Source organism: Sphingomonas montanisoli, assembly GCF_008274695.1.
Taxonomy (GTDB): Bacteria; Pseudomonadota; Alphaproteobacteria; order Sphingomonadales; family Sphingomonadaceae; genus Rhizorhabdus; species Rhizorhabdus montanisoli.
In genome coordinates this window covers 1-21,241 of record NZ_VTOU01000004.1, presented here as the reverse complement: position 1 = coordinate 21,241, position 21,241 = coordinate 1, and the positions used below count along the sequence as shown (strand labels likewise).

The window sequence follows — 21,241 nt, the reverse complement described above, 5'->3', positions numbered from 1 at the left end:
TGCCTGGCAGCGTCTCAGGCTGCGGCGGGCTTACGCATGATGTAGCACTGGCCCGCCTTCGTCCGGAAGACCGACGCCGAAAACTTGCCATCGCTGCCGCGCACAGTGAAGTCGTCGCCGGCGTCCTCATGGGCAAGCGCCCACTGGCGGGCCCACTGCTCAGCATCGAAGTCGAGCTCAAGGTCGGTGGTGGCAAACGGAAGCTCGGGCCGCGTTGGCGAGAAAAGCTCGTATCTCATCGCGCTCTCCTAGTTCACCGCAAAGCTATTTCGCGCGCTGCGCTCCCTCTCCTGCCGCGCCGCGCGCGCGTGCTGCTCGGCAAGAGCCTCGTGAATGCGCCTCGATTCGCTAGAATGCGCAGCGGCAGCAGCGGCGCGCTCCTCATCCGCACGACGTTCCGAATATGCGATTTTCTGGTTCACGGTGAGCGACAAATCCAAACCCTCCAAAGAGCAATCTGAAGATGCAGAGCCGGCCTATCCTGGCCGCCTCCTGCCAGGGACCGCCGGCCCCCGACGGCAAGCAAAATAATTTCGCGCCTCGGCGCTTCAAGATCATCCCAAAGAATTTTTCCTTCACAGTATCAGTGCGGCCTGCTGCGCTGGGACTAACCGCGCGCGACCGCGCGCCCAAAGCGCCTTTAGCTATCCGCCTGCGAAACGTTCGCAACTAACAGCTCCGCCTGAGGTTATTGCGCCCTCATGGGAGATAGAGATGCCTCGGTACTATGTCCGGGTTACCCACACGGCGGCTGACGTTGACCCGGTCGCCATTGATCTACCGGATGTCGAAACGGCGAAGAGGGAGGCTCAACGGCTGGCCGGCGAACTCCTTCACGACGTCAGAACGGATATCTGGAGCGACGATCTGGCCGTTCTACTTACGGATGAGAACAACCTTTTCGTCGGCATGATCGACGTCGCCGGCCAGCTCTCTCCCGCGTATAAACGCTGACCACCGCATGTCCCGCCGTTGGACCTGAGATCGGCCTCGTTCTCTTATCCGCCTCCGCCGCGGCCGCCTAGAGGTCGAGGGCTGACAGGGTAATCACGGTTCCCTCGGCAGCTACCGACGCGAAGCCGGCTAGCAAAACGGCTGCAGCTGCCGCCCTTATCCGATCATGATGCGAGCGAAGACCCTCCTCAATGAGCTGCAAAGAACTCGATTTCTCGGTCAGGGCCAGAATTGCCGACGTGTCAAACCGAACGATAATCGGCTCTCCGGCTACCTCACCGATCATTGCAGTGATGCCGGGTCCGCGCATGTCGCGGGCCACCATTAACTCTCCTATCGGCGCGCGCGACGCCTTTTGATCCGCGACGGTGGTTGACGTCATCTGCATAGGGAGCTCCGAGAGCGGCAGCTTTCCCGATGCTGTCAGCCGGCCTCACGCTCAAAAGGAGATGCCGATAAGCACGTATATTCGCTTTAACAGGAGAGCGCGCTGATCTGGATCAGTTAGGCAGCGATTGATGCAACATTGCGGAGTGCGCGTTGGTAATGCTGCGCACAGCGCAGTACTCAGTGCCTCGATAATATTGTGACGTGTTCGCGGCGCTTCAGCGCGATCTGGCGCGCCTTTTCAGCCGACGCCTTGTTGTAGATCGCCGTTGTGTCGAGCTTCGTGTGCCCCGACACCGGCCGCATGTCGTCGACGCCGGCATCGCCGATCTCGGTCATGCCGCCGTGCCTGAAGCTGGTCATGCGCAAATCGGCTGGCAGGCCCGCCTTCGCGCGAATCCGGGCGTGAAGCTTCTGCATGTAGTCGAACCTGTACGGCTGGCCCGTGCGCTCATCGCGCACGATCATCTTGCCGCCCTCGCGCTTCATGCGCGCCAGCTCCGCCTCGAGTTCCGGATATAGCAGCACCACCTCGTCGCCGATCGCGGCGGACAGCTCCCAGGTAACGGCCTTCCCCGTCTTCGACTGCACCATGCTGATGCGCTCGCCCGGCTGGTAATCGTCCCAATAGAAGCCGCGCTCGATCCCGTCGGGATCTCCGAACCCGAAAGCGTCCTAGACCCGCTGACAGCATTCGAACAGCAGCGCCGCGGCCGTCGCCATGCTCTGCTTGCCCAGCTCGCGCGCCGTGGCCCGATACAGGTCGTATTCGGCGCGCGTCGCGGCGCGGTTGCCCTTTCCGCCCGTGCTGGCCTTGATCCCCATCCCCGAGAACGGATTGTCCTTCACGCCGGTCGATTTTGAATAGCCGGGGCGGCGCGCCTGATTCCACACGAGGCGGCAGACCTGCATCATGTAGGACGCCTGGCGCTCGCCATGCTTCGCGCGCGCCTTGCGGTAGAGGGCGTCAGAAACGGTGGCATCGACCGCAGCGGCCTTGCGGCCGCCCAGCGGCCCGCCCTTCGTATCCATTGCTTCGATCTGGTCCATCGCGAACCGATAGCCCTTGCGGGTGGAGTGGCGCAGCGCGGTGAACTTCTCCTGCTGGCAGTACCAGCTGAACAGCCATTTGACGGTGCCCGGGGTGCGCGCGGACGCCTCCCCTTCCCTCCACTCCTTGAATGCCGCGTTGAGCGCCTCGGCCTTCGTGATCGCCGCGCCCTGGTTGATGCCGAGGGGCGACGATTCCACCGGGCACGGCTTCCCGTGCCGCAGGTTCGGCGGCGAGGCCCATTTCGGGCGAATCCAGTAATAGGCCGGGGTGCCGTCCGACAGCTTGCGGACGTTGACGTAGGCAGGCAGGCGAAGTCGGGCCATCAGAACTCGATCACGTCATTGTCGGACACAGCGGCGAAGCGCGCACGCAGCGCCGCGTCGAGTTCGTCGCGCAGGACGAGCTTCGCACCGTTCGGGCCGATCGGGAGGAAATGCACCTTCCGGGCCTTCGCCCAGGCGCGGAGCTGGGTTTCGGCGACGCCGGTATAGGCGAGCGCCTCCTCGGTCGTGAGGGCGGCCGGCCAATCAGGAAGCCTTTCAAGCGCAAGCCCCATACCAGCCTCCTTTCGAGCAATGATTTTGGACGACTGAGCCTTGGAGATTTCTCCGGCCACCATATTTCTGTTTCAGAACAACAACCTGGAGGTCTGGATGAAAGACATCGACCCCGGGTCGGGGAACTACGAATTGAAGGTCGAAAAGGCGGCTGGACCTCAAGAATCGCAGCGGGACGCACACGTCTTTGACGCACTCGAAAAGCTTGGTCGCGTTGTCGATGAGGCGGCGCCAAGCGCACAGAACGATAAATGGGGGCCGAGGTGACACCAGAACGCGATAGAGCGAGCCTATTGTTGCTCTGTGCGATTGTTTCTGAGGCACTTCGCGTCCACCAACTGCTCCGTGGATCGACTTATCAGCATCAGCCGATATGCGAATGACCGCCGTATAGTCGGAGACGTCGTTCGATTTGACGCGAAGCATTTCGGTCAGCCCATCTTTATCGACATATGCCTGATCCAGTGGACGGTATTGCGCGACCAGCATCCCGACGCTGCGGATGCTTTCACCACTCTTGAGAAGCTGAGCCGCGACGGCCGCTGGCGCACAGATGATAACGGCGTGCGCGCTCTTTTCGTGACGCTGCCGCCGATGGTCATCGAGCACCCTCGCAACGGATAGAACCTTCACGCCGCCCTCCTGATCTCGGCCCGCACAGCTTCGCCTCGCTCGGTCAGCTTCCCACGGCCATCCAGCAGGCCCATTCCGATCAGCGCGTGACGGCACGGCCAGAATCCACCCCCGGGCATCCTGTCAAAGCCGATCCAGCGGCGCTGCGGGCGCGTGAGCCGAGACGCGAGATCGGCAGTTCGCGCGGCGCGGTTGACCACTTCATCGTAACCGTCGTGCCACGCCTCATAGGTCGCCGCGCCCGGTTGCCGGCGGCACGAGGCGCGCGGCAGACCTGCGGCCGCTGCCCGCGCGCCATCGAAGCGCGCGCGCTTCGCAGCGGTCGAAAGATCGATCGTCACGGCCGGCACCGGGTCAGGCGACCGCTTTTGTCGTATCGCACCCACCGCACCGCTACACGCGCGCGAATCGCGGTGCACGACAGGTCGCGCCCGTCCGCAGTCGCGCACCAGGCGGTCAGGCGCTTGTGGCTGGTGCCGGTGGCCTCGCAGGTCAGCCGGATCGGACGGGCGAAATGCAGCCGACCGAAGCTCGGCGATCGCGTCTCGCGCGCCACCGTGGCGCCGATCGCGCGTGCCATCGCGCGGCGCTGGGCAAACGGGTCACCGGGCACGCACGGCTGGTTCGGGCGGCACGCGCCGTCCATCTCCGTTGCACCGATGCCTTGGAGCCGGATCTTCGCGCCGTCGGCGCAGTGGATCGGGCCGTCGACGTCATGGAGCGCGATAGCGAGACAGATGAAGGGGGTCATAGAGGCACCTTGTAACCGAGCAGCCGAGCGGTATGCCGCCCTCGGTCGAAGCTGTCGCGCACCCGCCAATGGTGCGGCCAGTGCCTACCGTTCATCCCGTCCAAAAATCCGCGCCTCTGCGCATCGGTGGCCACGCACAGCATCGAGACGCCGCTCAGATGGCGCTGCCACATGCCGGTCGTGTACTCGTCGGCCTCGGCGCTGCGGCGCTGCCAGGCGTCATCCGACCGGTCGCCGCGCTGAATCCGGGCTTCGATCTGGGCACAGGCAGCGCAGCGCGCGCGGCCGAGCGGCAGGTTGCAACTGCGCAGGAAGTCGCGCTTGCCGCAGAGCGCTCCGACTATCCCACCAAGCCGGTCGTACTCAGCAAGGTGCATGATCGTCTGATCGCCGGCTGGGTTGAAAAGAAACATCATGCCGGCACTCCATCGTGCGTAACCCCATCGAGAGCCCGGCCGGCTTCCTTCTTCCCGACCCGGCGCATGACGTGGAAGCGTTCACCGTGGAAGCCGCAGCCGCCAGCGAGGTTGAGCCATTTCGTTTTGCCGCGATCGCCAAAATCATTGGTGTAATCGGCGCGCCAATCGGCGTCGTCGCGCTCGCGATCGAGAGCGACTTCCCATTCACCCCATTGCTTGAAGAGGAACGCGACGCCGGCCGCTGTGCATTGATCGCGAAGGCCACGCGCCCAATCCGGATGCATCGGTCGCGCGCCTGGACCGCTTTCGCCGCCGACGATCACCCAATCAATCTTGCGCTGAAGCTGCCCGTCGCCCTCGTTCCGGCGGCAGCCAGGATCGCGCCCGTAAAGGCTATCGCAAGCGCAGTCGCCCCAGCATTCAGGATCAAGCGCAGTGCCGGTATTCGAGACCTCGGCAAGATCGACCGGCCCAAGCAGCGGCTCTATCGATAGGAAGCGGACGCGCGCCGGTGCCGCGAGCAGTTTCGGGATGTCCCGGTCGGCCTCCGCCTGGTTCACGATAGTCGCGCCCAGCCACACGTTCGGCGGGAAGGCGTCACGCTCCCAATCGGCGCGCAGCATCGTGGCCGCGTTGCCGATCCGCTTGGTGAGCAGCAGCCAATCCAGATCGGGCGTCTGATCGATAAGCTCGAACAGGTCCGACCGCCAATCGGGATCGACCGCGTTGTCGAACACATCGGCGAGGCTCGCGCAAAACACGCGCTGGCGGCGCCCATGCTCCGCCAGAAACCGCGCGGCGTCCGCCTGCCACTGACGGGGCTTCCGCCAATTTGTGGCGCTGGTGCGGCGACGGGGCGCCCCCGCCCCCCAATTGATTGCTGAGCCACCCCCAAAGCGCGCGTTCCTCTTCTCGGCGTAGCAGTGGTCGCAGCCCGGCCCGACCTTCTGGCAACCCTCCCAAGGGTTGAAGGTGTGGTCGGTCCATTCGATCTTGCTATTCTCAGCCATAGGGGTTGCTCCGCTTGAGCGATTCCAGCGCGAGGCGACGGATGACGCGCGACCACGCCGGCGCGATCATCCAGGCGGGCGGCTGGCGCTTCGCGGCCGGCCTTTCCGGTTTGAGCGACCCATTGCGAACTCGATCCGAACGAGGATCGTTTTCCGTACCGAGTGCGTTCTGCAGCGCTCTTGTCGCGCCACCTCGGGAAGCCTCCGACGAATGACTATCGATAGCCGATTTATATTGGAGGGGCAGCGGCACGATGGCGAATGGGAGGTCATCCGACGCGCGCTCTGGTTGACCTGTCGGCTGCTCAGCAAGACGGCGAAGAATCGCGCCCGCTACGTCGCATTCCGGATGCGCGACGAGGACGGCGTCCTGCATCAGCTGTGACGCCACCGCCGGGCAGGCATCTTCGGAACGATAAAAGCGCGCGCGTCGTTTCGACGAGCGATGAAGATTACGGGAGAAAAATGAGTGTGGTCGAGCGGATTGAAGCTGAGCAGCACTGTCGCCCGCCCGCCTCTCCCCAGAACAATGACCGACCCGATCGTCTCCTGGGCGATGACCAAGGAAAGTATCGAGGAACTTTGGATCCGAAGGACCAGCAGCTGCAGTGCCAATTCCGACTTGCTCGACCTGTCGCTGGTCGTCCTGCTGAACGGTTGGAACGTTAACGACGGCTCCACGCAGGATCGGGTCCGCGCCAAGTGGCATGAGGTCAAACACCGCTGGTGCCGCGAACTTAGCGAGATGTCCGAGTGCGCGATTGATATTGTGATGCTGAGCGTCGGCGACGATCAGGCGCTCAGAGAGCTGTCGGGCGTGGGCACCCGCCTCTTTGTCGCGTTGTGAGCACAAGCTCATACCCGCCCCCTGCCCTTCTTGATCGACAGGTCGCCGCTCTCGTGGACCAGGTCGCGATAGCCTGACGGACTGATGACCAGGCGAAAGCCGTTCGGGCGATGCTCGAGCACCGGGCACGGCATGACGTAGATCGGCTGGGGGCCGGACCCGACATGCTCCTCGCGATACGTCGCCGTAGAGCGCACGACGACGACCTCGGTGGTTGCGGGGTCCATGCCCAACTGTTCCATCACGCCAAGCTGCGCGCGGGTGAACCTCGCGTCCTTGTCCTTCCCGCCGCGCCAGTTGTTCGGCTTCGACGGGGTGATGTAGCAGCGCTCGGGCAGCCCAATCTCTTCGGGCGGGCTGCCGAAGCGGCCGAAATACGAAGTCATCAGAGCACCTCCGCCGGCTTCAAGCCGCAGTGCGATCGAGCACAGTCCGTCGCGATCGCCTCGGCACCCGCGAAGTCGTGAAGCTCGACAAGGCACGTCGGACAGGTGGCGGCGTCGCTCGCCACGGCACCCGCCGCGAGGTCGGCCTTGAAGCGCAGGCAATCGGAAAGCGAATTCCAGTCGTAATCACCGACGATCGCTTCGGAGTTGCAGCTGAGACAGACCTCGCGCGCACCGTTCCCGATGACGGCCGCAACGATCTGTTCGCCCGGCGCGCCGCACACCTGGCAGGGCTCGCAGCTTCGCGTCAGCACGTCCACGATCAGGGAGCGCGGCTCGTTGTTCGATCCCTTGCGCCAGCGCGGACCGGGAAGATCGCCCAGAACGGCGCGGCAGATGGCGAGCCGTGCCCGAAGCTGGGACCGCGCGTCGATCCGGCCATGGGTCAGGGCGTCGAGCTGGGTCATGCCAGCGCCTTGGGTGCAGGCTCATGCTCACCGCAGCCGCGACCGACCAGCTCGCCATTGTCCCCAGCGGTGAAATCGCGCCAGTGGACCCACCCGCGCTCGCCACAGTCGAAGCCCCACTCGCGAACCTTCGGCCCGGTCATGAAAATGCTGACGCAGGGTTTGCCGCCGATCAGTTCAAGCCGATGAAGGGCGGTCGCCGACCGCGTCACCACGTCGCCCGCCTGGCGGATCAAGATGCCGTCGGGGGTGATTTCCCGATATGCGCCTTCGATCAGGTAGGACGTGTTCTCCCACGGATGATCATGCAGCGCGCGGTCGTCGTCGTCGCGCAGGATCTGGTGGAGATAGAGATTGCACCCCTCGTTGCGCGGCATGATCCACCAGCGCAGCAGATAGGGATTGTCGGCGGGGCCGATGGCGAAGTCGCGTGGACGCTGCATCTTCGCGCGCGCCCACGCCTGCATGTCGGAAAGGCTGGCGTAATCCATCAGCGGGCACTCCCGGCGATCGCCGCGCGCTCAAGGCTGCGGACGAAGTTGTTGACGTAGCCATCGCGGATGCGCGCGGCGGTCGCGCGCTGGAGGCTGGCGATGCAGCCCGCGCCGATGACCTCGGCGAGACAGCCCATCCGCTCGTAATGGGCGGCTGCGCGCTCCGCTGATCGGGAGGTGACCCGGCGGCGGGCGCAGTCCGCCACCGGGTCGCGGTGCATCAGCTGGAGTTGGGGCACTCCGCTGACTGAGACGTCGCCTCCGCACCGCTGGCCCTCATCATAGCGGGTCGCCTGTTTCTTGTGTGCAACACATTGTAACATTTGACCCGGCGGCGTTAGGGAAATCGCCGCCGGGTCGGTTGCGGCCGACGTAGCAAGGGGGGGATTGCTGGCGTCGGCCAGGGGGGCACGGTTGGCGCTCACGAGGTCATCTCGACGAGCAGCGCCACCCACGCCGCCGCGGCGACGATGAGGGCGAAGGTGATGAAGATGCGCATCGGCCGCGATGCCATACCGGCGAGCCACGGTTCGGCCTCGGCAAGCAGACGCTGTGCGAGCGTCAGCTCGTTCGCCGGGCGCCACGCGGCGATCGGGGCGTGCCACGTCGGGAGCATCCAGTCCCAAGTGTAGGCGGGCGTGGCGCGCCGCTTGTCGGCTGCCTCGATGCTCTCGCCGCGGAACTGGACCTTGACCAACGCGAGGGGGTTCGTCGGGCACGCCCGCCCGTCATGCTGGCGCCAGCCGGTCGTTTGCGGGATCTGCGCCGCGGCGAAGGTTGTGGACATCTATTGATCATCCCGAAGCAGGTAGCCTCAGGAACAATAGTTATCTATTTTTATCCGTCAACCTAAAATAGTTTTCTATTTTCAATCTGGCCATTCGTCATCTGGCCACCAGTCCGGCTCAGGCTCCGCCGTCGCCGCCATTGGCGGCAGAACTGGGACACTTCCATCCGTCGTAATCCGGATCGTGGCCCCCCAATCCTCTGCGGACTGAAAAACTGCCCGAATCTCGATTCCCGACTTAATGTATCCGGAAATGAGTTGCGCTCGCTCCGCCCGCACATATCCAATCTGAATGCCCCGCTCACTGAGCACGATGATGGCGTTCGGGTCGGCTGGGTTGTCAGGCTCAAGCTCAAGGTCGACTGGTTCACCTGGACGGCAAGCCGCGATCTCGAAGCGTCGTGGAATGCTACCCTGCTTTCGCGGTCTCCGGTTTGGATGATCCACGCCGACGACCGCCAGCGTCATCGTAGCAATCGCCAATTACAGCTCCCGGCTAAACCAAATCACCCGGCCAGCGATTGAAATATCTTCCGCATCGACGTCCTGGTCCTCAACGGCTGGGTTATCAGAAATGACCCGGACACGCTGGGGGCCGATGGCGCGAAGGCGCTTTATCGCGGCAGCTCCGAAGAGACTGATCGCGTAAATTCCGTCTTGCTTATTAAGCTGCCGCTGCGTGGTATCGATTAACACCTGATCGCCTGTCAGGAGCGTCGGCGACATCGACTCTCCCACCCCGCGCGCCAAACGCAACCGACGGGGCTCGGATCGGGTGAGGCGACGAAGCCAGCCGATGTCGAACCGGTAGGGGACCTCCTCGATGTAGTCGTCGATTGTCGTGCCCGGTCCCATCGAGAACGACAGGTCTAGCTGGGCTACCTCGACGGTATCGTCACCAGCCGACGCATCCTTAACCGCAGGCAGGTCTGGCGTCCGATTTATGGTGCTCCCCCTAAGCCAATCAACCGACACCCCAAGCACCTGAGCGATATCGGGCAGGAAACGCGAACGCGCTGTTTTGCCTAACAGAATCTGGCTGATGGCACCCTGTGTGCAGCCAGCTGCCGCTGCCAAGGCGGGTTGATCCAGCCCCGCGTCCTCCATCGCCTGCTTCAGCCGGCGCACAGTTATGCTCTCTGCCATGCCCTCATCATAGCAGCAGCCGAATAGCTCGCTATTGAAGTTGCCTATTGCAGACACAATAGCAATCTATTACAAGTGGGTCATGGCAACGAAACTCTCACCCCACGCCGAGTTCCGCGAGGCTGTTCGTAAGGCCGGTGGGCAGACTGCCTTCGCCGCTGTCTGCGGCTGCACGCAAGGCAACATCTGGCAGCTGCTTAAGAAGGGCTCGGAGCTGCCAGCGCAGTACGTCCTCCCGGTTGAACGGGCGGGGTTTGGTTCTCGATATCGGCTGCGTCCCGACCTGTATCCGCGCGAACAGACCGCCCGCAGGCGTACCACTGATCGTGTCGCGGTTTGCTCCGTACCGGCCTGCAATCGCCGCGACGACGATCCCGCCGCCCAGTGCTGCGCCGTCCGCGATTGCCCCTTTGCCGTCAAGGAAGCCGCATGACCCGCCGCGAAGCCAAGGCGCTGAGTTTCATCCGCGACTATCAGCGCGCGCATCACGGCGCGTCGCCCAGCCTCACCGAGATCGCGACCGACCTCGGCCTGAAAAGCCGTTCGAACGCGCACACCGTCGTTGACCACCTTATCGCCGAAGGTCGCTTGCGCCGCTCGGCTGGCAGCCATCGCGCGCTCGTGATCGTCGAGGCCCAGCCGGACCTGACCGACGTCGCTACCGACGCGCTCATCGCCGAGCTCGATAAGCGCCTGCCCTTCGGCTCCGTTCAGTTCGCTTTCGACCCTGTTCATGCCAACCGGGCTACCATCGAGGGACGCGCGTAATCATGTTTTCCGATACGATCCTCGCCCGGGAAACCGCGCGCCAGCAGCGCGAGATGTTCGCGCGGTACGTCGGCCCGAACGATCCGAACAAGATTTCCAATCGCGCGCTCGCCAAGGCTACCGGCATCGGCGCGACCACGCTCGCCGAACTGGCGAATGGGTCCGCAATGACCGTCGCCCAGATGCTGGCGCTGCGCAGCGTCCTGCCGCCCGAGGCGATTAACATGCTTCTCGAGGCGGGCGATGCCCGGCTGGTGGATGCCGAGACGGCCGAGACGAATTGGGACGATCTGGCTGCCAACGCGGCTGGGCTCGTGTCCGACGTCTGCGAGGCCCGGCGCGATGGCAAGATCGATCATGTCGAAAAGGGCCGCCTGCGGAAGCGCACGCGCGAGTTGATCGCGAAGGCGCAGCACGCGGTCGAGGACGGCTGATCCGGCGCCCGTAGCGGGGGCTTTCTAAACTGAACCACGCACGTCGGACGCGATTCCGACGGCGATTTCGCACGCCCAGCGCCCGGGGCTTTCGCGCGCACGAAGGAGGACGAAATGGCAGACGAAGACGGCCCGAGCATCGCAGCGGACGGGGGCTATATCCCCGGCGCCTGCAACACGCTGGGCGAGTTCATCCAGACCCTCGAGGACGGCCAGTTCTCGGCCGACTGCTATCAGGCGGTCAAGCAGCTGAACGCGGACCTCTGCGACACCGCGTTCCACAACGGCGGCAAGGCCAAGGGCAAGCTGACCATCGTCGTCGACATCGCCCAGGAGGGCGGCGTCGTCAGCCTGAAGTCGACTTACAAGGTCGTCTCCCCCGAGCCGCCGCGCGCCAAGTCGATCCTTTGGCAGACGCCCGACAATCGCTTCACCCGCCATCGCCCTGGGCAGCGCCAGCTGTTCGGCGAGGTCATCGACGGGGGAGCCCGCGCGGGCGGCTTCCGCGACGCTTCGTAACGCCCGCGATCGGAGATCCCAGCTATGAAGGAAGTCCTGGAAAATGCGGGCGGCATCGTCGCCGAAGCCCGCGACCTCATCGAAACCTATGTGAAGGCCGAGGTCATCAACGTCACCGTCTCGGACGGTGGCCAGACCCTGTCGGTGCCGGCCGTTCGCAGCGGCAATGACGTCACGCTGTTCCGCCCCGCCGACTTCGACGCCTGGCGCACTCAGCCGCGCGATCGGCGCGGTGTTGCCACGCTGCTGACGCTCGACAGCCTGATCGACCACGCCAACCGCTTCAAGGACGGCGAGAGCGTCGTCTTCGCCGACAATGATCGCGCGAAGCCGTCGATTACGGTGGTGCTGGATTACCACCCCGGGGGTGAAGCGGTGAAGGTGGCGCCGCGGTTCGGCGCGCATCGCGGTCATTATGCTTTCCCGCTGTCCGACGAGTGGAAGGCATGGCTCGAGCAGGACGGCAAGCCCATGAAGATGGCGGCGTTTGCCGATCGCCATCCCGGTCTTCAGGAACGACACCTTCTATCGGCTGGCGGCGCGGCTTCGCTATCGCAAGACGGGCGAAGGCATCGTCTTCTGGTATGACCTCTGGCGCGCTGACCCGACGTTCGATGACGCCTTCACCCAGGCCGTCGCGCGCGTCGCCGCTGGCACTGAGCTGCCGGTTCTCTACGGTAAGCCGGAATAAGCCGTGACGGTCCGGGGCCACCACTATCGCGACGGCAGCAAAAGCCGGTTCCTGACGACCAGTCGGGACGGCCGCCCCGCGTTGATCGCACACGTTCGCTGCACCCGATGCCCTGCCGTCGGTGACGTGAACCTGCGCGTGCTCATGGCCCCGGACCAAATCGACAAGAAATTCACCCAGCGCGGCTGGCGCCTCGACCCGGCCCTGTGCCCGGGCTGCGCCGCCCCCAAGCCCAAGGATCCGCTCATGGGAGCATCGCCTTCGCCCGCCGCCATCCGCGGGCAGACCGAAACCCTCAAGCTGCTCGCCCAGCACTTTGACGGCGAGAACGGCCGCTATGTCACCGGCTGGTCCGATGCCACGATTGCGAAGGCCGCCGGTATCTCCACCGAGACCGTCGCCGCGTTCCGCATCGCGGGCTTTGGCGAGATCAAGGAGCCGGCCGAGGTCGCCCTGCTCCGCTCCGACATCAATTCGCTCGAAGCGCTCCAGCGCGACCATGCATCGGCGATGTCCACGGAGATCGCAGCCCTGCGCGGGCGGCTCGTCGATCTGTCGAAGGTGGCGGCATGATCGGCGCCGCGATCCGCCTCCTGCGCGGAGCGAAGTTGGCGGGGGTGTCAAAAACTGTCACCCCCCAGCCTAGCCCCATCGCCGCCGGCATCGATGCCGCGCTCGAAACGCGCCGCCGTGCCCGCGCCGCGCGTGCTGCCGCAGCCGATGCCGGTCACGCCGCGCGCAAGGCCCAGCGCCTGCCAGATCCCGTCGTTTCCGCGTGGAGGAACTGATGCACGCCATGACCACGCCCGCCGACTTCGCCGAAGTCGCCGTCGGCAAGACAAATGCCGAGATCGCCGAGCACTATGGCTGCGGCATCACCATCATCACGCGCTTTCGCAAGGAAGCCGGCGTCGTTGCGAATCCGCCATCGAGGGCCCGCACGCTCCCCGACGATTTCGCCGCGGTCGCGCCCGGCATGACCTACGCCGAGATGGAGCAGCGCTGGGACGTCGGAAGCAAGCTGATCACGCGGTGGTGCCGTGAGGTCGGCGTCGTCTCGAGCGGTCATCGGAGCACGAAGCCGAAGGCGGCTCCCCGCTGCGCCCCGCCGCCGCGCAGGTCAGTCCACCGGGGCGGGCCTGCCCCCACCATGGCGACCGCCGACACGTCCGACGCGGGCATGGCGGCGAGCTACCTGCGGCGCTTCTACCCGAACGTCTATCGGATGAGTGTCCACCCGGCCGACGAACTGCGCGCGCGCAACGTCCCTGACGGTGGCCGGAATCACTTCAACGTCGGCGGCCGGGGCATCATCGCCGCGAACGATCTGATCGAGCTGGCGCGCGCGAAAGGCTGGGCAGCATGACGGCCCGCGCCCTAAACTGGCGCAGCCTCGGCCTCGGCAAGATGGCGCCGCTGCCCGACCGCGCGAAGGCCAAGCGCAAGCGCAAGGTGCAGATCCGTCCATTGAAGGCCGCCCCGCCCGCCCAAGAGGTCGAGTTGGCGCTCGCCGAATTGGGCGTGCCGCGCGGGCAGCGCATCATCTGCGACTATCCGCCGAACGCGCTCAGCTCCAATGCGCGACCGAACCGCTGGGATAAGGCCAAGGCCGCCAAGGCGTACAAGCAGGATTGCTTCGTCCTTGCCCGCGCGGCTTGCGTGACCTTGCCCGCCGCTGGGCAGATCGCTGTTCGCCTCGACGTGTTCCCGCCCGACCGCCGCGCCCGCGACGACGACAATCCCGAGGGCGCCTTCAAGAACGGCCGCGATGGCATCGCCCTGGCGCTGAAGGTCGACGACAACCGGTTCGACATCGTCACACGCCAGTTCCACCGCGCGCGCCCGATCGGCTGCGTCGTCTTCACAATCATCGGGGACGCGGCATGAGCCAGAACCGCTCCACCGCCGTCATGCAGCGTCGTGTCGAAGCTCACGATAGCCTCGACGACTTCCCGACGCCGCCCTGGGCGACCCGCGCGCTGTGCGAGTTCATCGAAGCGCAGGGCATCGACCTAACCGGCATGGTCTGTCGCGAACCGGCTGCAAATCGTGGCCATATGGTCGCGCCGCTGCGGGAGTGGTTCGGCCATGTCGAGGCTGCCGACATCCACGATTACGGCGCGGGCTTCCCGGTGGAGGACTATCTCTTCGGCTTCCTGCCGTCGATGGTGGACTGGACGATCACGAACCCGCCCTTCCGCCTCGCAGCGCAGTTCATTGATCGCATGGCCGCCACGAGCCGCGTCGGCTTCGCAGTGCTGGTGCGCGCCGCGTTTCTCGAATCAATTGGCCGCTATGAGACGATCTTCGCGCACAACCCGCCAAGCTTCGTCCTTCAGTTCTGTGAGCGCGTTGTGATGCATAAGGGGCGGCTGGCGCCTGAGGGGTCAACCGCGACCGCCTATGCGTGGCTCGTCTGGATCGATGGCGAAGATGACACTCGGCTTCGGTGGATTGCGCCATGCCGCAAGCGGCTCGAGCATGCTGACGATTATCCGGCGATCACTGAATGACTTGGGGGTCAATCAGTTTGCGCGGGCTCAGTCCTCGCCGTTGGCCGCGCGCGACGATATCTCGTCGGTCGGCTGGGCTGCTTCTTGCAGCCCATCGCGATCCGCTCGCGCAGCGTTGCGGGAAGCAGCACGAGCGCTGCGATCACGACGGGCGTGAAGATCAGGATGAACGTCGCGAGCATGCCCTGGCAAACGGAGGCGCGAGCGCCGCGTTCCGGCACGCGGGCGCTGTATCGTCGAGCTGCGCCAAACACGCGACGACCCCGCGCACGAAGTGCGCCTCACTCGCCTGCGACGAAGGATGCCCAGATCAGTGCGGCCACGCTCAAGAGCGTGCCAACAATGACGACTGCCACCGCCCAATGCGGCAGCTCGCCAGTTACGTCGTAAATCAATTCCGCCCCCCTCGTGCGTCAGCGCGAGTTGGTCTCGCGTCTGTCGTATTCGGCCTGAACCGTATCGTGATCGCGATATCCAGCGATCGCAGCCGAAGCAAAGATGAATATGCCGATAGCGAGGGGCGACAGCATCGCAGCTGCGCCCCATGCGCTGCCGCCGGCTTCGAGCAAGGCGGCGGCCACTTAGCGCGAGAGCCGTTCGGCGGCGCCGTCAGCGCCTTCCTCGATCGCAGCATCGAGCTTGTTCTGGCGCGTCGCGCGCTCGGACAGGTCGTTCTGCGCGCGGGTCATCCGCCGATTGCGGATCACCGCATACGCGAGCGCCAGGCCAAGCAGCAGCGGGCCGACGATCGTTATGATGCTCCAGAACGAGCCCGCGGGAATGGCGCTTTCCATGTCTCTCTCCTCTTTCGTCGCCAAACGGAGCGCCGATCGGTGAGTTCCTCTCGTTTCGGGGCCGCAGCATGAGCATCAAACTGATGTCCGCCGTGTGGGATCTCGTTCTGCCCGACAGCGAGAAGCTCGTGCTGCTCGCGCTGGCCGATTCCGCGAATGACAACGGCAAGTGCTGGCCATCGATGCCGACGCTCGCGAAGAAGTGCAGCAAGGGCGAGCGCACCGTGCAGGGCGTCATCAAGACGCTGATCACAAAGCGGCTGCTCGCGCGCCGCGAGAAGCCCGGCAAGGGCGTGATTTACTACGTCTATCCGGCTGGTGACGCGCCTGATCTGGGCACCCCCGCAACGCCTGCACCCCCGCAGCCGCTGCGCCCCCGCAATGACCGCACCCCCGCAGAGACTGCGCCAACCCCCGCAGCCGCTGCGGGCAAACCTTCAATGAACCGTAATACCCCCGACAAGGCTAGCGCCTTGTCGCCCCCAGCCGGGGGCCGCGCTCGGCAACGTAAGGTCGAGCAACGGCAAAAAGTGGCGCGGGGCACGCGGATCGCCGCCGATTGGACGCCACCGCCTGCCGATACGCTACCACCGCAGGCCCGGAACCTCGTCAAGAACTGGCCGGCTGGCGCCTACGAGCTGACCGCGTTCACGTTCCACAACCACTTCCTCGCCGAGAGCCGGGCGCAGGGTAGCAAGCGCGATTGGGTAACGACCTGGGCGAACTGGGTGGTGCGGGAGCATCCGCAGGTTCTGCGGAACGTGAAGCTGGGCTTCGACTATGCCGGAGCGTTGCCGAACGGTGGCGCGGCACCGTCGGCGGATCAGCAGCAGGATGCGCTCGAGCGGCAGGCGGCGTTCTTCGACCGCATCGGCCGCCATGACGATGCCGCCGAGATCCGGCGCCGGATGGGCAGCCGCCAGCCGCCGACATGATCGACGCGGCCAGCACGACAATCAGGAACATCGAGAGCGGGACGACGGGCATGAAAACGATTGAACAGGGCAACGGGCAGGCAGCGCGCCGGTGGTGCATTCTGCGGACGGCGGGGGCGCGCACGCTGCTGTTGCAGGAGGCACTCGCGAGCGCTGGTATCGAGGCATGGACACCGCGCCTGGTGGTCACGCGCCGCCGCGCTCGCACCCGCGTTCCTTATGAGGTTGCCCAGCCGATCGCGCCGACATTTGTTTTCGTGCGGGCGGTCCACAAGCCTGAGTTGATCCGGGCTCTGTCGCTAGGAGTGAACCCCTATCCGGCTTTCTCTTTCTTCCGTCACGAGGGGCGCATTCCTGAAATCGCCGATGGTGAAATCGCCGGACTGCGCGTCGAGGAGGAGCGGCACCGGATCGTGCGTCTCAAGAAGCAGCCTCACAGCGTGAAGCGGGGGCAGCACATTCGTTTGCAGCAGGGGCCTTACAGCGGCTTGTCCGGCGTCGTGACGGATGAGCGCGGTCGGTTTGTCGCGATCGACCTCGGCGGCAGCATGCGTGTGCGCGTGGCCTCTTGGCTCCTGAATTCGAATGATGTAGATGATGCGCAGCCCTTCACGGGTGCCGCTGCATAAGCAGCCGGTGAGTTAATGGGATGGGCTTGGCCCCCCTCGCCGATCCCCGACCGGCAGGTGTTGGCCTGCTCGGGCGGGAATCCGGAAAAATGTCCGATGATCCTGAGATTGTAGATCTGCCTTCGTTGCGGGCCCTGGCCACGTCGGGCGTCTACCTACTCTTGCTGGATGGTGTCGTGGTATATGTCGGCCAAGCCGTCGATATGCGCCGCCGAATCGGCCAGCATATCTCCGATGGGCTGAAGGACTTCGACGCGGTGGCGTTCTTTCGATATCGCCCCGATCAGCTTGCCAAACGCGAGCGCGCTCTGATCATCAAATATGCGCCGCGATACAACCAATGTGGAATAACTAAACGGTTTCGGGCGGCCAATGACGGCGCCTCGCGATCACTGCCGCCTCAGCCTGAACCCTCCACGCGCAAGGAGGCGCGCGGCGTGCGGGCGATGATGATCAGGGCGCGCCAGCGCTCGAGCGGGTGTTAGAGATCTGCCAGAAATGACTTCATCGCTAGCTATCAGAGCGCTTGGGCGCATCGCTTGTTGATCTGGTCTTTGATCAGCGCACCGCTGAAATGCTGATCGATATCTTCGTAGCCCTCACGCTTGAGGGCGGTGACGACATGCTCCCAGTTTCGGCACTCGCCTTCGCTGGCGATCTGAAAGGCACGTTCGAGAACTGACATTGGGCTGAGCATGCGTCGACAGAGCATGTCCCGACGCCGCCGTATATGATCTAAGTGAGTCTCACCCACTCCTAGTCGTGAGGCCGACTGCAAACCCTGTTGATCTGCTTCCTCAACAGCGGAGCGCTAAAGTTCAGCTCAGCAGAGGCATAACCCTCTCGCTTGAGCGCAGCGATCACGTCCCGCCAGTCGCGGCATCCGCCTTCCTCGGCGATTTGGAATGCGCGTTCAAGAATCGGTATCGGCGCGGGCATGAGCGGCAAAGACCACATCTTGCCATCACCGTAAATAATGCAGGGCAACCGCATGGGCGATCGCATCCGAGGCTCAGCGGGCGTCAAGGCGCGCAGAAGGCGCCTCGCTCGCACGGGTGGACTCTGCGAAATCTGCGCTGCTCGCGGCCGCGTCACGCTCGCCACCGCGGTCGACCACGTCCATCCGCTCGCCCTGGGCGGCGAGGACGTTGACGAGAACACACGCAACCTGTGCAGCAACTGCCACCGCGACGTGACTGCCGAGCAGTTCGGCTTCGAGAAGGTCAGCGGGTGCGACGCCAGCGGCCTGCCGGTCGACCCCGACCACCCATGGAACCGGCACGGCCCTACCACCCCCCAGGCAAAAGATTGAAAGCCCGGCCCGTTGGACACCGACGGCCCCTCGTCTTTCATCGCTAATACAGGATTTGCTCTTATGGCCCGTCGGCAGCGCATCGATAGCGCGACGGGGGCGGTGGCGACGATGGCTGCGGCCGCGCGCGATCTGTCCCCGCCGGCGCATATTGCCCTTCGGCCCGGCGACATGCCGTTCTGGGACTGTGTCATTTCCGAAAAGCCGAAGTCCGAATGGACCGAAAGCGACTTGCTCGTGGCCGCCAACCTGGCGCGCGCCATGGCCGATGCCGAGATGCTGTCGACCATGTCGGTCGGGCAGCGCGGTAACGTGAAGGGCAAGATCAAGCAGGCGTTCGTGATCAAGAGCATCAGCGCGGTGGACAAGCTCGCCCGCCGGATCGTTACGCTGCGCCGCGCGCTGGGCCTCGATAACCGCGCCAAGAATGGCGAGCAGCGCGACGTCACCAAACGGCGTGGCATCGCGCAGGAGATCGAGGCCGCGCACAACCCGATCGCGGCCGATGGGGACGATCTGCTCGCGAGGCCGTCGATTCTGCAGTGACCCGCGGCGAAAAGGTGATCGCGTTCATCGAACGCTTTTGCCCCGTCCCAGAAGGCAAGCTCGTCGGGAAGCCGATGCGGCTCGACGATTTTCAGAAGCGCTTCATTCTCGAGGTGTACGATAATCCTGCCGGCACGACCGAGGGCATCCTCTCGATCGCCCGGAAGAATGGAAAGTCCGGCCTGATCGCCGGCATCATGCTCGCGCACATCGCCGGACCGGAAGCCCGGCTGAATAGTCAGATCGTCAGTGGCGCGCGATCCCGCGACCAAGCGGCGCTCGTCTTCGGCCTCGCGTCGAAGATGGTGAACCTTAGCCCGGACCTCTGCCGGTTGGTCCGCATAGTGCCATCCGGCAAGCGGCTGATTGGTTTGGCGAAGAACGTCGAGTATCGGGCGCTGGCGGCCGACGGCCAAACCGCGCACGGCTTGTCGCCGGTGGTGGCAATCTTCGACGAGATGGGCCAGGTGCGCGGTCCGCAGGATGACTTCGTTGAAGCCATCGAGACGGCGCAGGGCGCCTACGATGATGCGCTGAAGCTGATCATCTCAACACAGGCGCCAACCGACGGCGACATGTTGAGCATCCGCATCGACGACGCGGTCAGGTCACGAGACCCGAAGATCGTCTGCCATGTCTATGCCGGTGAGCCTGATTGCGATGTGCTCGATCCCGTCGCCCATGCTGCCGCAAACCCCGCCTTGGGGACGTTCAGATCCGCGGTCGAACTGCAGCAGGCCGCGGAGAAGGCGGCGCGCATGCCGTCTTTCGAAAACTCGTTTCGCAACCTCTATCTCAACCAGCGGGTCAACCGGTTCTCGCCCTTCATTTCGCCTGGTGTGTGGGCTGACGGCACTGACGAGGTCGACGAGCAGGCATTTCTCACCGGCCCCGTTTATGGCGGCCTCGATCTTGCCGAAACGACCGACCTTTGCGCTTTCGTGCTGATCGCCCGCGGCGCCGACGGGCGCTGGAACGTCAAGGCGTGGTTCTGGAAACCGGAGCGCACCCTCGTCGACCATGCCAAGCGCGATCGCGTGCCATATGATGTCTGGGTCAAGCGAGGGCTGATCGAAACCACGCCCGGCGTGGCGGTCGATTATGAGTTCGTGGCTGTGAAGATCGCACAGATCTGCGCCGGCCTGAATATCGCGAAGCTCGGGTTCGATCGATATCGCTTCAAAACGCTCGAAGCGCAGCTCCAGAAACTTGGGGTGGTGCTGCCGTTCGAACCATTCGGCCAAGGTCATGTCTCGATGGCGCCGGCCATGGACGTCACCGAGATCGCCTTTCTTAACAAGCAGATGCGCCACGGCGCTCACCCAGTGATGACGATGTGCGCGGCCAACGCCGTCGTCGAGAAGAACGCCGCGGGCGACCGCAAGCTTAACAAGGCGAAATCGACGGGTAGGATCGACGGCATGGTCGCCCTCGTCATGGCGATGGGCATGGTGGCGCTCGACGAGCCCGCCAAGCAACCGTCAGTTTACGCGCGCCGCGGCGTGTTGCGAATTTAGGAGGCGGCATGGCAGGTTTCACGTCGCCGGATGCATATCGCGCTGCCGTTGGCTTTCGCCGAAACGGTGCGCAACCCCAGCGGATGGGGTCGCCACCATTGGCAGGCCCAATCGTGGCCTATGACACCTATTCGCTTAGCGATCCTGCCCTGCTGGAGATGATGCGCGGCACCGGCGGGCGTACGGGATTTGCTGGCGTTGCGGTCAACGAGCGCCTGGCACTTCGAAACAGCACGTTGAATCGCGCACTGACGCTCCAGTGCGGATCGATGGGGATGCTCCCTCTTCACCTCCGCCGTCGAAACGGCCGCGACACCGAAAAGGCGACCGATCACCCGCTGTTCAACGTCCTGCACCGCAAGCCGAACGATTATCAAACGGCATCGCGGTTCAAGAGTTATATGCAGATCTGCGCCCTGCTGGACGGCGCAGCTTATGCGCTCAAGATCAAATCCCGCGGCGCGGTGCGCCAGCTCGTCCCGCTCGCTCGCGGAAGCATCAAGCCGCTGCTTTCGGACACGTTCGATCTGACATTCCGCTATAACCGGCCAAGCGGCGGCACGACGATCCTTCAGGCCGACGACGTCTTTCACTTCAGCACGCCCCTGACGCTCGATGGCCTCAACGGCATTTCTATCCTCGATGTCGCGGCCGACACGCTGGGCATGGCCGTGCGAGCGCAGCAAGCGGC

The 21,241-nt window shown here is 64.6% G+C and carries 42 protein-coding genes; 20 read left to right on the top strand and 22 right to left on the bottom strand.

The features are described 5' to 3' along the window. Positions 1 to 14: 14 nt before the first annotated feature. Positions 15 to 239 (bottom strand): hypothetical protein, encoded by a 225-nt coding sequence (locus FYJ91_RS16620; protein WP_149523450.1) that lies wholly within the window; start codon positions 237 to 239, stop codon positions 15 to 17. Positions 240 to 714: 475 nt separating this feature from the next. Between FYJ91_RS16620 and FYJ91_RS16615 the strand changes: the two genes are divergently transcribed. Next, the gene (locus tag FYJ91_RS16615; RefSeq protein ID WP_149523449.1) at positions 715 to 954 is read left to right on the top strand and encodes a DUF6894 family protein; all 240 of its coding nucleotides are present in this window, start codon (positions 715 to 717) and stop codon (positions 952 to 954) included. A gap of 67 nt (positions 955 to 1,021) precedes the next feature. Here the strand turns inward: FYJ91_RS16615 and FYJ91_RS16610 are convergent, their stop codons facing one another. The 10 genes from FYJ91_RS16610 to FYJ91_RS16565 all read right to left on the bottom strand — a co-directional run bounded on the left by FYJ91_RS16610 (position 1,022) and on the right by FYJ91_RS16565 (position 6,141). Continuing rightward, on the bottom strand, positions 1,022 to 1,342 hold the full coding sequence (locus tag FYJ91_RS16610) for a hypothetical protein (RefSeq protein ID WP_149523448.1): 321 nt from the start codon (positions 1,340 to 1,342) through the stop codon (positions 1,022 to 1,024). A gap of 179 nt (positions 1,343 to 1,521) precedes the next feature. Next, on the bottom strand, positions 1,522 to 1,935 hold the full coding sequence (locus FYJ91_RS16605; protein ID WP_149523447.1) for a site-specific integrase: 414 nt from the start codon (positions 1,933 to 1,935) through the stop codon (positions 1,522 to 1,524). Positions 1,936 to 2,016: 81 nt separating this feature from the next. Then, positions 2,017 to 2,718 (bottom strand): hypothetical protein, encoded by a 702-nt coding sequence (locus tag FYJ91_RS16600; RefSeq protein WP_149523446.1) that lies wholly within the window; start codon positions 2,716 to 2,718, stop codon positions 2,017 to 2,019. Beyond that, positions 2,718 to 2,951, bottom strand: coding sequence for a MerR family transcriptional regulator (locus FYJ91_RS16595; RefSeq protein WP_149523445.1), 234 nt, complete (start codon positions 2,949 to 2,951; stop codon positions 2,718 to 2,720). Before FYJ91_RS16595 ends, FYJ91_RS16600 begins: the two co-directional genes overlap by 1 nt. Beyond that, positions 2,935 to 3,585: a hypothetical protein gene (locus tag FYJ91_RS16590; RefSeq protein ID WP_149523444.1), complete on the bottom strand. Its 651-nt coding sequence runs from the start codon at positions 3,583 to 3,585 to the stop codon at positions 2,935 to 2,937. Before FYJ91_RS16590 ends, FYJ91_RS16595 begins: the two co-directional genes overlap by 17 nt. Beyond that, complete coding sequence (locus tag FYJ91_RS16585) at positions 3,582 to 3,926, bottom strand: hypothetical protein (RefSeq protein WP_149523443.1); 345 nt, start codon at positions 3,924 to 3,926, stop codon at positions 3,582 to 3,584. Before FYJ91_RS16585 ends, FYJ91_RS16590 begins: the two co-directional genes overlap by 4 nt. Beyond that, the gene (locus FYJ91_RS16580) at positions 3,923 to 4,336 is read right to left on the bottom strand and encodes a hypothetical protein (RefSeq protein WP_149523442.1); all 414 of its coding nucleotides are present in this window, start codon (positions 4,334 to 4,336) and stop codon (positions 3,923 to 3,925) included. The genes FYJ91_RS16585 and FYJ91_RS16580 overlap by 4 nt, the downstream gene beginning before the upstream one ends. Beyond that, positions 4,333 to 4,752: a hypothetical protein gene (locus tag FYJ91_RS16575; RefSeq protein WP_149523441.1), complete on the bottom strand. Its 420-nt coding sequence runs from the start codon at positions 4,750 to 4,752 to the stop codon at positions 4,333 to 4,335. The genes FYJ91_RS16580 and FYJ91_RS16575 overlap by 4 nt, the downstream gene beginning before the upstream one ends. Continuing rightward, the gene (locus tag FYJ91_RS16570) at positions 4,749 to 5,765 is read right to left on the bottom strand and encodes a phage Gp37/Gp68 family protein (RefSeq protein ID WP_149523440.1); all 1,017 of its coding nucleotides are present in this window, start codon (positions 5,763 to 5,765) and stop codon (positions 4,749 to 4,751) included. Before FYJ91_RS16570 ends, FYJ91_RS16575 begins: the two co-directional genes overlap by 4 nt. Further along, positions 5,758 to 6,141, bottom strand: a complete 384-nt coding sequence (locus tag FYJ91_RS16565; protein WP_149523439.1) for a hypothetical protein — start codon at positions 6,139 to 6,141, stop codon at positions 5,758 to 5,760. The genes FYJ91_RS16570 and FYJ91_RS16565 overlap by 8 nt, the downstream gene beginning before the upstream one ends. A 153-nt stretch (positions 6,142 to 6,294) precedes the next feature. Between FYJ91_RS16565 and FYJ91_RS16560 the strand changes: the two genes are divergently transcribed. Further along, on the top strand, positions 6,295 to 6,612 hold the full coding sequence (locus FYJ91_RS16560) for a hypothetical protein (RefSeq protein WP_149523438.1): 318 nt from the start codon (positions 6,295 to 6,297) through the stop codon (positions 6,610 to 6,612). Positions 6,613 to 6,620: 8 nt separating this feature from the next. Here FYJ91_RS16560 and FYJ91_RS16555 read toward each other — a convergent pair whose 3' ends face one another. From FYJ91_RS16555 to FYJ91_RS16525, 7 genes are all read right to left on the bottom strand, one after another. Next, the gene (locus FYJ91_RS16555) at positions 6,621 to 6,998 is read right to left on the bottom strand and encodes a hypothetical protein (protein ID WP_149523437.1); all 378 of its coding nucleotides are present in this window, start codon (positions 6,996 to 6,998) and stop codon (positions 6,621 to 6,623) included. After that, positions 6,998 to 7,465, bottom strand: coding sequence for a hypothetical protein (locus tag FYJ91_RS16550; RefSeq protein ID WP_149523436.1), 468 nt, complete (start codon positions 7,463 to 7,465; stop codon positions 6,998 to 7,000). Before FYJ91_RS16550 ends, FYJ91_RS16555 begins: the two co-directional genes overlap by 1 nt. After that, positions 7,462 to 7,956: a cupin domain-containing protein gene (locus FYJ91_RS16545; protein WP_149523435.1), complete on the bottom strand. Its 495-nt coding sequence runs from the start codon at positions 7,954 to 7,956 to the stop codon at positions 7,462 to 7,464. The genes FYJ91_RS16550 and FYJ91_RS16545 overlap by 4 nt, the downstream gene beginning before the upstream one ends. Then, positions 7,956 to 8,198, bottom strand: a complete 243-nt coding sequence (locus tag FYJ91_RS16540; RefSeq protein ID WP_149523434.1) for a hypothetical protein — start codon at positions 8,196 to 8,198, stop codon at positions 7,956 to 7,958. Before FYJ91_RS16540 ends, FYJ91_RS16545 begins: the two co-directional genes overlap by 1 nt. A 182-nt stretch (positions 8,199 to 8,380) precedes the next feature. Continuing rightward, positions 8,381 to 8,746 (bottom strand): hypothetical protein, encoded by a 366-nt coding sequence (locus tag FYJ91_RS16535; protein WP_149523433.1) that lies wholly within the window; start codon positions 8,744 to 8,746, stop codon positions 8,381 to 8,383. A gap of 81 nt (positions 8,747 to 8,827) precedes the next feature. Next, positions 8,828 to 9,214: an HIRAN domain-containing protein gene (locus FYJ91_RS16530; protein ID WP_149523432.1), complete on the bottom strand. Its 387-nt coding sequence runs from the start codon at positions 9,212 to 9,214 to the stop codon at positions 8,828 to 8,830. A gap of 15 nt (positions 9,215 to 9,229) precedes the next feature. Further along, positions 9,230 to 9,892: a S24 family peptidase gene (locus FYJ91_RS16525; RefSeq protein ID WP_149523431.1), complete on the bottom strand. Its 663-nt coding sequence runs from the start codon at positions 9,890 to 9,892 to the stop codon at positions 9,230 to 9,232. 82 nt (positions 9,893 to 9,974) lie between these two features. On the opposite strand from FYJ91_RS16525, the gene FYJ91_RS16520 reads away from it, so the two are divergent. The 11 genes from FYJ91_RS16520 (at position 9,975) to FYJ91_RS16480 (ending at position 14,817) form a co-directional block, all read left to right on the top strand. Further along, entirely contained in the window at positions 9,975 to 10,325 is a 351-nt protein-coding gene (locus FYJ91_RS16520) for a transcriptional regulator (RefSeq protein ID WP_149523430.1), read from the top strand. Then, positions 10,322 to 10,660, top strand: a complete 339-nt coding sequence (locus FYJ91_RS16515; protein ID WP_149523429.1) for a LexA family protein — start codon at positions 10,322 to 10,324, stop codon at positions 10,658 to 10,660. Before FYJ91_RS16520 ends, FYJ91_RS16515 begins: the two co-directional genes overlap by 4 nt. A gap of 2 nt (positions 10,661 to 10,662) precedes the next feature. Continuing rightward, entirely contained in the window at positions 10,663 to 11,094 is a 432-nt protein-coding gene (locus tag FYJ91_RS16510; protein ID WP_149523428.1) for a hypothetical protein, read from the top strand. A gap of 114 nt (positions 11,095 to 11,208) precedes the next feature. After that, positions 11,209 to 11,613, top strand: a complete 405-nt coding sequence (locus FYJ91_RS16505; RefSeq protein ID WP_149523427.1) for a hypothetical protein — start codon at positions 11,209 to 11,211, stop codon at positions 11,611 to 11,613. A gap of 24 nt (positions 11,614 to 11,637) precedes the next feature. Continuing rightward, the gene (locus FYJ91_RS16500) at positions 11,638 to 12,201 is read left to right on the top strand and encodes a DUF2303 family protein (protein WP_246152685.1); all 564 of its coding nucleotides are present in this window, start codon (positions 11,638 to 11,640) and stop codon (positions 12,199 to 12,201) included. Continuing rightward, positions 12,107 to 12,304 carry a DUF2303 family protein gene (locus tag FYJ91_RS20955; protein ID WP_246152723.1) on the top strand — a complete coding sequence of 66 codons (198 nt, stop codon included), beginning with the start codon at positions 12,107 to 12,109 and terminating at the stop codon, positions 12,302 to 12,304. The genes FYJ91_RS16500 and FYJ91_RS20955 overlap by 95 nt, the downstream gene beginning before the upstream one ends. A 126-nt stretch (positions 12,305 to 12,430) precedes the next feature. Continuing rightward, on the top strand, positions 12,431 to 12,877 hold the full coding sequence (locus FYJ91_RS16495; RefSeq protein ID WP_149523426.1) for a hypothetical protein: 447 nt from the start codon (positions 12,431 to 12,433) through the stop codon (positions 12,875 to 12,877). Then, positions 12,874 to 13,092, top strand: a complete 219-nt coding sequence (locus FYJ91_RS20715; RefSeq protein WP_181008558.1) for a hypothetical protein — start codon at positions 12,874 to 12,876, stop codon at positions 13,090 to 13,092. Before FYJ91_RS16495 ends, FYJ91_RS20715 begins: the two co-directional genes overlap by 4 nt. Continuing rightward, positions 13,092 to 13,670 (top strand): hypothetical protein, encoded by a 579-nt coding sequence (locus tag FYJ91_RS16490; RefSeq protein ID WP_149523425.1) that lies wholly within the window; start codon positions 13,092 to 13,094, stop codon positions 13,668 to 13,670. The genes FYJ91_RS20715 and FYJ91_RS16490 overlap by 1 nt, the downstream gene beginning before the upstream one ends. Beyond that, a complete protein-coding gene (locus FYJ91_RS16485) occupies positions 13,667 to 14,191 on the top strand; it encodes a hypothetical protein (RefSeq protein WP_149523424.1) in 525 nt (174 codons plus the stop codon). The genes FYJ91_RS16490 and FYJ91_RS16485 overlap by 4 nt, the downstream gene beginning before the upstream one ends. Then, positions 14,188 to 14,817: a methyltransferase gene (locus tag FYJ91_RS16480; protein ID WP_149523423.1), complete on the top strand. Its 630-nt coding sequence runs from the start codon at positions 14,188 to 14,190 to the stop codon at positions 14,815 to 14,817. Before FYJ91_RS16485 ends, FYJ91_RS16480 begins: the two co-directional genes overlap by 4 nt. Before the next feature lie 8 nt (positions 14,818 to 14,825). Here FYJ91_RS16480 and FYJ91_RS16475 read toward each other — a convergent pair whose 3' ends face one another. The 3 genes from FYJ91_RS16475 to FYJ91_RS16470 form a co-directional block, all read right to left on the bottom strand. Next, positions 14,826 to 15,038 carry a hypothetical protein gene (locus tag FYJ91_RS16475; protein ID WP_149523422.1) on the bottom strand — a complete coding sequence of 71 codons (213 nt, stop codon included), beginning with the start codon at positions 15,036 to 15,038 and terminating at the stop codon, positions 14,826 to 14,828. Between the two features lie 192 nt (positions 15,039 to 15,230). Then, positions 15,231 to 15,398 (bottom strand): hypothetical protein, encoded by a 168-nt coding sequence (locus FYJ91_RS20710; protein WP_181008557.1) that lies wholly within the window; start codon positions 15,396 to 15,398, stop codon positions 15,231 to 15,233. Continuing rightward, positions 15,399 to 15,611 (bottom strand): hypothetical protein, encoded by a 213-nt coding sequence (locus tag FYJ91_RS16470; RefSeq protein ID WP_149523421.1) that lies wholly within the window; start codon positions 15,609 to 15,611, stop codon positions 15,399 to 15,401. Between the two features lie 68 nt (positions 15,612 to 15,679). Between FYJ91_RS16470 and FYJ91_RS16465 the strand changes: the two genes are divergently transcribed. The 3 genes from FYJ91_RS16465 to FYJ91_RS16455 are packed head-to-tail and all read left to right on the top strand — an operon-like array spanning position 15,680 to position 17,660. Further along, positions 15,680 to 16,546, top strand: a complete 867-nt coding sequence (locus FYJ91_RS16465) for a helix-turn-helix domain-containing protein (RefSeq protein ID WP_149523420.1) — start codon at positions 15,680 to 15,682, stop codon at positions 16,544 to 16,546. Then, the gene (locus FYJ91_RS16460; protein ID WP_149523419.1) at positions 16,543 to 17,175 is read left to right on the top strand and encodes a hypothetical protein; all 633 of its coding nucleotides are present in this window, start codon (positions 16,543 to 16,545) and stop codon (positions 17,173 to 17,175) included. Before FYJ91_RS16465 ends, FYJ91_RS16460 begins: the two co-directional genes overlap by 4 nt. 26 nt (positions 17,176 to 17,201) lie before the next feature. Continuing rightward, positions 17,202 to 17,660, top strand: coding sequence for a GIY-YIG nuclease family protein (locus FYJ91_RS16455; protein WP_149523418.1), 459 nt, complete (start codon positions 17,202 to 17,204; stop codon positions 17,658 to 17,660). Between the two features lie 32 nt (positions 17,661 to 17,692). Here the strand turns inward: FYJ91_RS16455 and FYJ91_RS20705 are convergent, their stop codons facing one another. Next, on the bottom strand, positions 17,693 to 17,860 hold the full coding sequence (locus tag FYJ91_RS20705) for a hypothetical protein (RefSeq protein ID WP_181008556.1): 168 nt from the start codon (positions 17,858 to 17,860) through the stop codon (positions 17,693 to 17,695). A gap of 291 nt (positions 17,861 to 18,151) precedes the next feature. Between FYJ91_RS20705 and FYJ91_RS16450 the strand changes: the two genes are divergently transcribed. The 4 genes from FYJ91_RS16450 to FYJ91_RS16435 form a co-directional block, all read left to right on the top strand. Further along, a complete protein-coding gene (locus FYJ91_RS16450) occupies positions 18,152 to 18,487 on the top strand; it encodes an HNH endonuclease (protein WP_342788026.1) in 336 nt (111 codons plus the stop codon). Between the two features lie 63 nt (positions 18,488 to 18,550). Next, on the top strand, positions 18,551 to 19,033 hold the full coding sequence (locus tag FYJ91_RS16445; protein ID WP_149523416.1) for a terminase small subunit: 483 nt from the start codon (positions 18,551 to 18,553) through the stop codon (positions 19,031 to 19,033). Continuing rightward, positions 19,030 to 20,550, top strand: a complete 1,521-nt coding sequence (locus tag FYJ91_RS16440; RefSeq protein ID WP_149523415.1) for a terminase large subunit — start codon at positions 19,030 to 19,032, stop codon at positions 20,548 to 20,550. Before FYJ91_RS16445 ends, FYJ91_RS16440 begins: the two co-directional genes overlap by 4 nt. A gap of 113 nt (positions 20,551 to 20,663) precedes the next feature. Beyond that, positions 20,664 to 21,241, top strand: a 578-nt coding sequence (locus FYJ91_RS16435) for a phage portal protein (protein ID WP_181008555.1), incomplete at its 3' end; no start/stop codon positions are given.

Excerpts from the sequence above, each read along its gene's own strand:
- FYJ91_RS16620 (WP_149523450.1), bottom strand. The coding sequence starts at position 239 with ATGAGATACGAGCTTTTCTCGCCAACGCGGCCCGAGCTTCCGTTTGCC.
- FYJ91_RS16615 (WP_149523449.1), top strand. The coding sequence starts at position 715 with ATGCCTCGGTACTATGTCCGGGTTACCCACACGGCGGCTGACGTTGAC.
- FYJ91_RS16610 (WP_149523448.1), bottom strand. The coding sequence starts at position 1,342 with ATGCAGATGACGTCAACCACCGTCGCGGATCAAAAGGCGTCGCGCGCG.
- FYJ91_RS16605 (WP_149523447.1), bottom strand. The coding sequence starts at position 1,935 with ATGGTGCAGTCGAAGACGGGGAAGGCCGTTACCTGGGAGCTGTCCGCC.
- FYJ91_RS16600 (WP_149523446.1), bottom strand. The coding sequence starts at position 2,718 with ATGGCCCGACTTCGCCTGCCTGCCTACGTCAACGTCCGCAAGCTGTCG.
- FYJ91_RS16595 (WP_149523445.1), bottom strand. The coding sequence starts at position 2,951 with ATGGGGCTTGCGCTTGAAAGGCTTCCTGATTGGCCGGCCGCCCTCACG.
- FYJ91_RS16580 (WP_149523442.1), bottom strand. The coding sequence starts at position 4,336 with ATGACCCCCTTCATCTGTCTCGCTATCGCGCTCCATGACGTCGACGGC.
- FYJ91_RS16575 (WP_149523441.1), bottom strand. The coding sequence starts at position 4,752 with ATGATGTTTCTTTTCAACCCAGCCGGCGATCAGACGATCATGCACCTT.
- FYJ91_RS16570 (WP_149523440.1), bottom strand. The coding sequence starts at position 5,765 with ATGGCTGAGAATAGCAAGATCGAATGGACCGACCACACCTTCAACCCT.
- FYJ91_RS16565 (WP_149523439.1), bottom strand. The coding sequence starts at position 6,141 with ATGCAGGACGCCGTCCTCGTCGCGCATCCGGAATGCGACGTAGCGGGC.
- FYJ91_RS16560 (WP_149523438.1), top strand. The coding sequence starts at position 6,295 with ATGACCGACCCGATCGTCTCCTGGGCGATGACCAAGGAAAGTATCGAG.
- FYJ91_RS16555 (WP_149523437.1), bottom strand. The coding sequence starts at position 6,998 with ATGACTTCGTATTTCGGCCGCTTCGGCAGCCCGCCCGAAGAGATTGGG.
- FYJ91_RS16550 (WP_149523436.1), bottom strand. The coding sequence starts at position 7,465 with ATGACCCAGCTCGACGCCCTGACCCATGGCCGGATCGACGCGCGGTCC.
- FYJ91_RS16545 (WP_149523435.1), bottom strand. The coding sequence starts at position 7,956 with ATGGATTACGCCAGCCTTTCCGACATGCAGGCGTGGGCGCGCGCGAAG.
- FYJ91_RS16535 (WP_149523433.1), bottom strand. The coding sequence starts at position 8,746 with ATGTCCACAACCTTCGCCGCGGCGCAGATCCCGCAAACGACCGGCTGG.
- FYJ91_RS16530 (WP_149523432.1), bottom strand. The coding sequence starts at position 9,214 with ATGACGCTGGCGGTCGTCGGCGTGGATCATCCAAACCGGAGACCGCGA.
- FYJ91_RS16525 (WP_149523431.1), bottom strand. The coding sequence starts at position 9,892 with ATGGCAGAGAGCATAACTGTGCGCCGGCTGAAGCAGGCGATGGAGGAC.
- FYJ91_RS16520 (WP_149523430.1), top strand. The coding sequence starts at position 9,975 with ATGGCAACGAAACTCTCACCCCACGCCGAGTTCCGCGAGGCTGTTCGT.
- FYJ91_RS16515 (WP_149523429.1), top strand. The coding sequence starts at position 10,322 with ATGACCCGCCGCGAAGCCAAGGCGCTGAGTTTCATCCGCGACTATCAG.
- FYJ91_RS16510 (WP_149523428.1), top strand. The coding sequence starts at position 10,663 with ATGTTTTCCGATACGATCCTCGCCCGGGAAACCGCGCGCCAGCAGCGC.
- FYJ91_RS16505 (WP_149523427.1), top strand. The coding sequence starts at position 11,209 with ATGGCAGACGAAGACGGCCCGAGCATCGCAGCGGACGGGGGCTATATC.
- FYJ91_RS16500 (WP_246152685.1), top strand. The coding sequence starts at position 11,638 with ATGAAGGAAGTCCTGGAAAATGCGGGCGGCATCGTCGCCGAAGCCCGC.
- FYJ91_RS20715 (WP_181008558.1), top strand. The coding sequence starts at position 12,874 with ATGATCGGCGCCGCGATCCGCCTCCTGCGCGGAGCGAAGTTGGCGGGG.
- FYJ91_RS16490 (WP_149523425.1), top strand. The coding sequence starts at position 13,092 with ATGCACGCCATGACCACGCCCGCCGACTTCGCCGAAGTCGCCGTCGGC.
- FYJ91_RS16485 (WP_149523424.1), top strand. The coding sequence starts at position 13,667 with ATGACGGCCCGCGCCCTAAACTGGCGCAGCCTCGGCCTCGGCAAGATG.
- FYJ91_RS16480 (WP_149523423.1), top strand. The coding sequence starts at position 14,188 with ATGAGCCAGAACCGCTCCACCGCCGTCATGCAGCGTCGTGTCGAAGCT.
- FYJ91_RS16470 (WP_149523421.1), bottom strand. The coding sequence starts at position 15,611 with ATGGAAAGCGCCATTCCCGCGGGCTCGTTCTGGAGCATCATAACGATC.
- FYJ91_RS16465 (WP_149523420.1), top strand. The coding sequence starts at position 15,680 with ATGAGCATCAAACTGATGTCCGCCGTGTGGGATCTCGTTCTGCCCGAC.
- FYJ91_RS16460 (WP_149523419.1), top strand. The coding sequence starts at position 16,543 with ATGATCGACGCGGCCAGCACGACAATCAGGAACATCGAGAGCGGGACG.
- FYJ91_RS20705 (WP_181008556.1), bottom strand. The coding sequence starts at position 17,860 with ATGTCAGTTCTCGAACGTGCCTTTCAGATCGCCAGCGAAGGCGAGTGC.
- FYJ91_RS16450 (WP_342788026.1), top strand. The coding sequence starts at position 18,152 with ATGCAGGGCAACCGCATGGGCGATCGCATCCGAGGCTCAGCGGGCGTC.
- FYJ91_RS16445 (WP_149523416.1), top strand. The coding sequence starts at position 18,551 with ATGGCCCGTCGGCAGCGCATCGATAGCGCGACGGGGGCGGTGGCGACG.